We start from the raw sequence: 8170 nt of genomic DNA, 5'->3' as shown, positions 1-8170 counted from the left end.
TGATACCGAATTCGAGGGCTCCTTTGCACTGTACGGCAACAGCAAATTTGTGTTCCTGGTATTGCTGCCGGTGGTGTTGGCACTGGCCCTGGTAGCGGCCTATGTCTGGCCCGTAGCTGCCGCAGGCATCAATGCACTGACGGGAATCATGTCTACGGCCGGGGCCTTTGGTGTGTTCCTGTACGGTTTCCTGAACCGTGTGCTGATTCCCACCGGTTTGCATCACCTTGTCTGGTCGCCGTTCCTCTACTCGGCCATTGGTGACAGCATGATTATCAACGGTGAGCAGATTGTTGGCGCAAAACCCGTATTCCTGGCACTGCTCAACGATCCTTCCGTTACCGTGATGCCGGATTCCACCCGCTTCTTGACCTATGGTCTGATGAAAACCTTCGGTGTCATCGGTGTTGCACTGGCCTTTATTGCCACTGCCAAGAAAAACAAAAAAGCGGCGACCAAAGCGCAGGTAATTCCCGCCATGCTGACTGCCTGCCTGGTGGGCGTCACCGAACCGCTGGAGTTCAGTTTCCTGTTTGCGGCACCGCTTCTGTGGGGCGTTTACTCCGTCATGGACGGTCTGTTCCAGATGGTTGTTTACCTGTTGGACGTGCACGTTTGTGCCACCAACGGCATCATTGACTTCCTGGTGCTGAACCTGCCTGCCGGCATCGGCCGTACTCACTGGCCCATGTACGTGTTGGTGGGCCTGGTGGAAATCGTGGTCATGTATTTCCTGTTCACCTTCCTCATCAAGCGGCTGAACCTGAAAACGCCGGGCCGGGAAGATGACGACGAAGTACTGGATCTGGCGGCCAATGCAGCCGAAGTGAAAAAGCAGATCAGTGCCACGGGAAAAGCCGAACTCAAAAAGCAGGAGGATGCACACAACGCACAGGTGGTCATTGAAGGCCTGGGCGGCGCCGATAACATTATCAATGTGGGCAACTGCATGACCCGTCTGCGAGTGGAAGTGAAAGACCCCGCCCAGGTCAAGGAAAAAGACTGGTTCAAACCTACGGGTTCTGCTGGTATCGTGACCAAAGGCAGCAACATCCAGATCATCTATGGCCCCAAGGTGGGACGCATTCGTGCTGCGGTGGATGCTGCGCTGGGCCGTGAAGAATAAAAGAACAGCACAACACATGAATACACAGGGAATCTTTATAAGGAGGATACCGCTATGAAGACCTTTAAACTTGTGATTGCAGGCGGCGGCAGTACCTATACGCCGGGCATCGTCAAGAGCCTGCTCAACCAGAAAGAAAAGTTCAAGCTCCATGAGCTGGTTCTGTATGATAACAATGCCGAACGGCAGGAGGCTGTGGGTGTCATTGTTCGCCACGTGGTGGATCTGTTTGATCCGGGTCTGAAACTGACGCTGACCACCGATCCCGAAACCGCCATGACCGATGCGGATTTCATCTTTGCCCAGATGCGTGTGGGTCTGTATGCCATGCGGGAGCAGGACGAAAAAATCCCCCTGCGGTATGGCGTAGTGGGTCAGGAAACCTGTGGCCCCGGCGGACTGGCCTATGGTCTGCGCACCATCTATCCCATGGTGGAACTGATCGATTACTGCGAAAAGTACGCCAAACCCACTTATTGGATTGTCAACTACTCCAATCCGGCGGCTATTGTGGCCAAAGCGACCTTCCGTCTTCGCCCCAAAGCACGCATTCTGAATATCTGCGATATGCCGGTGGCCATTGAGCGCAATATGGCCGAGATTTTGGGCTGCGACCGCCATGATCTGGAAGTGGACTACTTTGGCCTGAATCATTTTGGATGGTTTACCAAGGTGCGGCTGAACGGTACGGATGTCACCGAACAGCTCAAGTCCTACGTGGCGGAAAACGGCTATATGCCCAAGAATGAGAAGAGCGATGTGATGCACAGCGATCCCTCCTGGCTGCATACATACGCCAATGCCAAGCATATCTGCTCGGCGTTCCACGATTATCTGCCCAACACCTATATGCAGTATTATCTGCTGGGGGATGAAGTGGTACAGTCCAGCAATCCCGAACATACCCGCGCCAACGAGGTTATGGAAGGCCGTGAAAAACGGATCTTTGATGCCGTGGCGGACTACCGCGCCGGAAAAGAAGTGGATCTGACCAAATTCTTTGGCGGTGTTCACGGGGCATTCATTGTGGATGTGGCTATGAGCCTGGCCTTTGATCTGCGCCAGCGTCACCTTGTGATGGTGGAAAACCGTGGTGCAGTGGAAAACCTGCCCGATGATGCCATGGTGGAAATTCCGGCGTATATCACCGACCGCGGTCCCGAACCGGTTCGGGTGGGCGAGATTCCCACCTTCTATAAGGGATTGATCGAACAGCAGGAAGCGGTGGAAAAGCTGATTGTAGAAGCGGCCATCGAACATTCCTACGAGAAAGCCCTCATGGCATTTACCCTCTCTAAAACGGTGCCCAGTCTCTTTGTAGCCAAAAAGATCCTGGACGATATGATCGAAGCCAACAAAGAATATTGGCCTGAACTGCACTGATACTTTTGCCGCCGCAGCGCAAAACGCGCTGCGGCGGCTTTTTGTATAAGAAAAACCACCCGGCCGGCCAGTGGGTCAAGAAAAAACGCAACAATATGGAACAAAAACCTCCCGCTGCCATCCTGAATGTACAATCTGCTGATTGTACACGAAAAGCAGCGGGAGGTTATGCAATGTGTAAGTTATAAACCGTCTATCTCATACCGGCCGGAAGAAAAGCTGCCGCAGCCGAGCCGTTCTTGCAGGAACAGCAGGCAAAACAGAAGTAGGTGCAGCGCCGGCAGAGTAAACCGCAAAGAGATATCCTTGCGGTTGATTCGGGGCAGGGGTCCGCAACAGACTCAGGCGACGGAGCAGGTCATATCATCCCGCCACAGTTCCAGAATTTCCGTCCGTTTCTTTTTCCGGAACTCGAACAGGGCGACGATCAGACAAATCACGGTGCAGAGCAGAATCATAAGCAGCCCTACGCCGGCAAAGGAGGGAATTTCGGCCCCCGGCACATAGTAGATGGTATACATTTCACCGGAAACATCCACCAGCCCGTGAATCAGCACGCAGGCCCACAGGTTTTTGGTCCGAAGGTAGGCAGCGGCAAAAATCAGGCCGAAAATGGTGGCATAGCATACCTGGAACAGGGTGCTGATCAAGCCCGCCTGCACCAGATTGCCCAGGTGGACCAAACCGAAGAGGATAGAGGTGGTGAGAACGGATTTGAGAATTTTCCGGTCGTCGTTTTTCCAGTGCTCCATCATGTGGCCCAGGAGCATTCCCCGCATAATGACCTCTTCATAAAAGCCGGTGATCATGTTGGCAACCAGGACCATGACCAGCGTTTCCGGAACGATTGCATTTTCGCTCAGGCTGCCCGGGCTGAGAAGATTCGCCAGCACAAACAGCAGGGCCGGCCATTACAGGATCAGCGCTTTCAGAAAATTGTCCTTGCGGAAGTGGAAGCAAAATTGTCCCTGGTACAGGGTCTTCATCATCAGGATCGCCAGCAGGGCCAAAGACAGCTTGAAAAACGCCACATCATATTCATAGGGGGTGCTGCCCAGCAGGCCGACGCTGATGAACTTATACCCTACCACAAAGATCAGAACGCAGAGAATCCAGAAGATAAGAGCGTGTTTGTCGGCAAGTTTTCGCATTGCTTTTGTCATATTGACCTCCTCATGATAGTGGTTCTACACTTCGCTGCTGTGTTCAGAATCTTTAGGTATTTTTGTGGTATAAAGGTGCCAGGTTTGCCCTGCACCTGCCGGACTTTTCCCGGCGGTGTCCCCAGGTATACAGCTGTCGGTTCCCATCCCTCAGTACTTCCGGTTGGGGGCGGGGCTTCTTTGGCAGCGATTGTGAACATTTATTATACCAGATGTGTCCGGTTTCGGCAACGGGCTGTTGGAAATAGGGCTGTGTTTCCGGGGCTTTTATGGGGGCGTAAGAGCATTCGGCCAGCCGGATTGAGCAGCCGCAAGAAGCTGTGCAATATGCACAGCTTCTTGGATAACTTATCGGTGAAAACGAAGATAGCCAAACCCCATCGGGTGTGGTATGGTATTGCTGTGCGGGGATGTTTTTACCTTGTACAGAATAAGGGCGTGCAGCGGGAATATCATACGCCGCCCGGCTCAGATTGGGAGGCCCCCATGAAAAAGACCGTCATTGTCAACATTTACAACTTCATCCGCAAATCGCACGAGGAACCCAGCCGGTTTATTCAGGATGATTTCGATACAATCCAAAAACAGATGCAGGTGGTGCGGCAGTACGGTCTGCCCGCTACCTATGCCCTGAAATACGACGCCCTGACGGACGAGCGGTACCAGAAACTGCTGCGGGAAAACACCGACCCACAGGATGAAATTTCTGCCTGGTGGGAGATCACCCGTGAATTGTGCGAAAAAGCCGGGGTGCGCTTTCGCGGCAAGGTGACCGAAGAATTTGATGAGCGGGTAAACAGTGCCTACAGCATCGGGTATGAACCGGAAGAACGCAAGCGCCTGGTGGATGCCTACATGGATACTTTCCATGAAGTTTTCGGCAAATATCCTCAGTCCATCGGTTCCTGGGTGCTGGATACCGTTACCCTGGAATATGCCGCCCGGAAGTACGGCATCACCGCCGGGGCTACCTGCCGCGATCAGATCGGTACCGACGGGTTTACCCTGTGGGGCGGTTATCCCAACGGGGTCTACTATCCCAGCCGTTTGAATGAGAACCTGCCCGCGCAGGCGGTGGAAAACCAGCTTTCGGTGCCGGTGTTCCGCCTGTTGGGACCGGACCCCATCTATAATTTTGAGCAGAACCTGCGGCCGGACCTGTACGGCATGGTGTTCACACTGGAACCTGCCTGGCTTACCGGCCGGGATGAAAAGTGGATCTCCTGGATGTTTGATAACCTGACCCGGGAGGATGCCCTGGGCATCGGGTATGCCCAGGTAGGGCAGGAAAATAACTTCCTGTGGGAAAACATCGGGCCGGGGTATATGCCCCAGCTGGCGTACCTGGCACAGCTGGCCCGGGAAGGCCACATCCGGGTGGAAACCATGGGGGCCAGCGGCGCCTGGTTCCGCAAAAAGTACCGCCTGACTCCGCCCATGACCTGGCAGGCTTCCCGGGATTGGGATGCGGCTCATAATTTGTGTGCTCAGTGGTATGCGTCCTGCTGCTACCGCATCGGTTTTCTGGGGGAGGCCGGGCACCTTCGGGTGCGGGACTTTTTCCTCTACCGGGATGAATATCCTTCCAGGTACCGGGAACATGCCATGACCAACGCCAAAAGCACCTTTGATGCGCTTCCCGTGCTGTACCCGCAGCTTTGGACACAGGCGGGGCAGCCCCGGCCCTTTATCCGTCTGCTGGATGAAACGGGCCGGGAACCGGAAGGGACGATCCGCTTTTATGCGGAAAACGAAACCCAGGCCCGGGCGGAATTGACCGACCCGGTGAGCGGAAATCTTCTGGCCGGGTTTAGGATGAGCCCCGACTGCCTTGTGCTGGAGGGCAAATACATGCTGGTGTTTGACCGCCTGCCGGTGTTCCGCCGCGCCGACGGGCCGCGCCTCGAGATGGAGCACGAAGGGTTTGTCTATCATCTGACCGTGGAAACGGGAACGATGGTAAAAGCTGGGGTGGAGGGCGTCTGCATTGCCCCGGCGGACGGGAAAATCTGCCTGCGGCTGGCCGATGTCCCCCCGGCGGAGCCGCTGTACACTCCGCAGTATCTGCAAGATCCCGCGCCGCTGGACAATGTGCGCACGGTGTGGAAACCCACCGACCGGATACCGCCCTTCCCGCCGGAAATGTGCCCGGCTGCGTGCATTTTCCCCAGCGGGACGCAGGCCCAAGTTGCCCTGCACACCCGGCAGGAGGGAATTGTACGGTATACCACCGACGGCAGCCTGCCGGATGAACAGGCCCCGGTCTATACCGGCCCCATCACATTGCGGGAAGATACGGTGCTCTCCGCCCGGCTGTTTTTGCCCGATGGCCGCAGCAGCGAGGTGACCCGTGCCTGTTATCGGTTTGTTCTGATGGAGATGGAACTGCAGAGCCCTACCTGTTTTGACCCCCGGGCGGTCTTTTCCCGGGGAGGGATTCGCGGCTTGCTTGCGCCGCAGCGGGGCAGCTGTGATTATCTGTGCGGGGAATGGCTGGGAACGCTGCAAGACCTGGATGTGACCGCCGTTTTGCCCCAACCGCGGGAAATTGAAAGCATCGGGCTGGGATTCCTTTCTCACCATCGGTCGGGTATTGTGTTCCCGGAATATATCGAACTGTTCACCGGGCCGGATGCGGCGCATCTGACCTTGAAAGATACCCTGCGGCTGCCCTGCACCCCCTGTGAACGGGAAATCGTAAAACAAGATTTTGTGTTCCCGGTAGGGGAAAGGGTGGGCAGTTTCCGGGTGGTCGCCCACCGCTATGCCAAAATGCCCGCCTGGTGTGCCTATAAGGGGGTGCCCGACGTATTTACCATGGCGGATACCCTGCTGGTAAAGCCGAAGGAGCCATAACCCATTTGCCGGGGTGACGGGCAAAGAATTGTACAGGACTGCGGCGGTCCCTTTGGGGCATCCTGCCGCACACAAAATGCCCCCGGTCCGTGAGCCCATCACGGACCGGGGGCATATTTGTTTTACAGCGCAATCAGCCTTTGATAAAGGCGCCTTCTTTCATGATGACCCGCATATTGTCCACGGCAATGGCGCGGATGTTTTCCAGGGGATTGCCCTCGATCACCAGCAGGTCGGCGGATTTCCCGGCTTCCAGGGTGCCGGTCACATGGTCCACCTTCAGCATTTCGGCGCCCACCTTGGTGGCGGCCACAATGGTGTCCATCTCCGAGATACCGGCGCATTCCACAAAGGCGTACATCTCGCCGATGGCGGTGGTGCCGTAGGGGGTCAGGCTGCTGCAGAAGGAGTCAGAACCGATGGTCAGCCCGATGCCCTTGGCTTTCGCCTTGCGCAGGTTGGCGTAGATGCGGTTCAGTTCCTTCTCTACCACCGTGTCGCCGGGCTGGTCGTCGTGCATCTCGGGAATGTACACAGGGGGATAGGTCTTGAACCACTCGTGCAGGAACTGGATGGTGGGGCAGAAATAGATGCCTTTTTCGGCCATGATGTCCAGGCACTCATCGTTCAGGGCCTGGCCGTGAATGATCAGGTGCACACCGGCCCGGGCAGAATCCAGTGCGCCGCCAAAGCCTTCGGCGTGGCTCCAAACGGGAATGCCCACCATGTTGCATTCATCCACCACCGCCTGGATTTCCTCAAAGGTATAGTGCTGGTCGGTCTTTTTGTCCCACCGCCAGATGCCGCCGCCGGTGGACCAGATCTTGATGGCGTCGGGGTTCTGGCGCAGACGGCGCCGCACTGCTTTGCGCAGGTCCCAGGGGCCGTCCACCCGCTCGGCCCAGGGGTGGCTTTCATCATTGTACCAGCTGGGCAGTTTATGGCTGTCGCCATGGCCGCAGGTGCGGGCAAAACCCAGGCCGGTGCCTACCACCCGGGGCCCGGTCATCACGCCGCGCTCGATCATATCGCGGATCTGCAGGCCGCTGCGGCTGATCTCGCCTACGGTGGTCAGGCCGTGTTCCAGGCATTCGTGGGCCTGCTGCACAGCTACTACGGTTTTCTGGATGGGGTCTTCCAGAACCCATTCGGTATCATCGTCGGTCAGGTTGCCGGAAAAGTGCAGGTGGGTGTCGATCAGGCCGGGCATGATGGTCTTGCCGGTTATGTCCCGGGTCTCATAGTCGGGGCCGTATTCCTTTTTCGGACCGGCGTACACGATTTTTTGCCATCCACCAGGACCAGGGCGTCGCGGACCGGCGCCGCGCCGGTGCCGTCGATGAGCAGCCCGCCCACAAATGCTGTTTTTGCCATGATGAAACAAACCTCCCATATTTTGCCGGGGCTTGTGCCGGGGCGCCTGGCCTGCACAAAATCCCCATACAATTCCCTATGATATAGGGCCGGGTAGCAAAATGCAAGCCCTTTCTTTGGGGGCGGTACGGTGATTTTGATGCGGGTAAAAAGTTGTGCGGAGGAATTGTCGTTTACTTTTGGCTGTATGGCTTCGTCTTAAGATTTTATGCCGTAGCCGGGCAGGGTCATCCAGTGGCGGCCTCCCGGTTCGATCCAGAATCCGCTT

The 8170-nt window shown here is 56.4% G+C and carries 6 protein-coding genes; 3 read left to right on the top strand and 3 right to left on the bottom strand.

The window, feature by feature from the left end; genetic code table 11:
• Positions 1 to 1126: PTS transporter subunit EIIC (locus H6B10_RS10615; protein ID WP_204651581.1), on the top strand; the 1126-nt coding region annotated here is incomplete at its 5' end.
• Between the two features lie 54 nt (positions 1127 to 1180).
• Positions 1181 to 2509 carry a 6-phospho-alpha-glucosidase gene (locus H6B10_RS10610; protein WP_204651580.1) on the top strand — a complete coding sequence of 443 codons (1329 nt, stop codon included), beginning with the start codon at positions 1181 to 1183 and terminating at the stop codon, positions 2507 to 2509.
• A gap of 341 nt (positions 2510 to 2850) precedes the next feature.
• Here the strand turns inward: H6B10_RS10610 and H6B10_RS10605 are convergent, their stop codons facing one another.
• Together H6B10_RS10605 and H6B10_RS10600 are read right to left on the bottom strand one after the other, a co-directional pair.
• A complete protein-coding gene (locus H6B10_RS10605; protein ID WP_204651579.1) occupies positions 2851 to 3402 on the bottom strand; it encodes a CPBP family glutamic-type intramembrane protease in 552 nt (183 codons plus the stop codon).
• Positions 3403 to 3420: 18 nt separating this feature from the next.
• On the bottom strand, positions 3421 to 3672 hold the full coding sequence (locus tag H6B10_RS10600; protein ID WP_204651578.1) for a hypothetical protein: 252 nt from the start codon (positions 3670 to 3672) through the stop codon (positions 3421 to 3423).
• Positions 3673 to 4158: 486 nt separating this feature from the next.
• Between H6B10_RS10600 and H6B10_RS10595 the strand changes: the two genes are divergently transcribed.
• A complete protein-coding gene (locus H6B10_RS10595) occupies positions 4159 to 6528 on the top strand; it encodes a chitobiase/beta-hexosaminidase C-terminal domain-containing protein (protein ID WP_204651577.1) in 2370 nt (789 codons plus the stop codon).
• Positions 6529 to 6661: 133 nt separating this feature from the next.
• Here H6B10_RS10595 and H6B10_RS10590 read toward each other — a convergent pair whose 3' ends face one another.
• Positions 6662 to 7807, bottom strand: a complete 1146-nt coding sequence (locus tag H6B10_RS10590) for a metal-dependent hydrolase family protein (RefSeq protein ID WP_345941734.1) — start codon at positions 7805 to 7807, stop codon at positions 6662 to 6664.
• Positions 7808 to 8170 lie beyond the last annotated feature (363 nt).

This window comes from Gemmiger formicilis (genome assembly GCF_016901605.1).
Classification (GTDB): Bacteria; Bacillota; Clostridia; order Oscillospirales; family Ruminococcaceae; genus Gemmiger; species Gemmiger formicilis_B.
Note: the sequence above shows the minus strand (reverse complement) of the source record. Positions and strands in the feature narration are given on the sequence as shown.

What these genes read in the sequence shown, in the direction of transcription:
- H6B10_RS10610 (WP_204651580.1), top strand. Translation starts at nt 1,181, where the DNA reads ATGAAGACCTTTAAACTTGTGATTGCAGGCGGCGGCAGTACCTATACG.
- H6B10_RS10600 (WP_204651578.1), bottom strand. Translation starts at nt 3,672, where the DNA reads ATGACAAAAGCAATGCGAAAACTTGCCGACAAACACGCTCTTATCTTC.
- H6B10_RS10595 (WP_204651577.1), top strand. Translation starts at nt 4,159, where the DNA reads ATGAAAAAGACCGTCATTGTCAACATTTACAACTTCATCCGCAAATCG.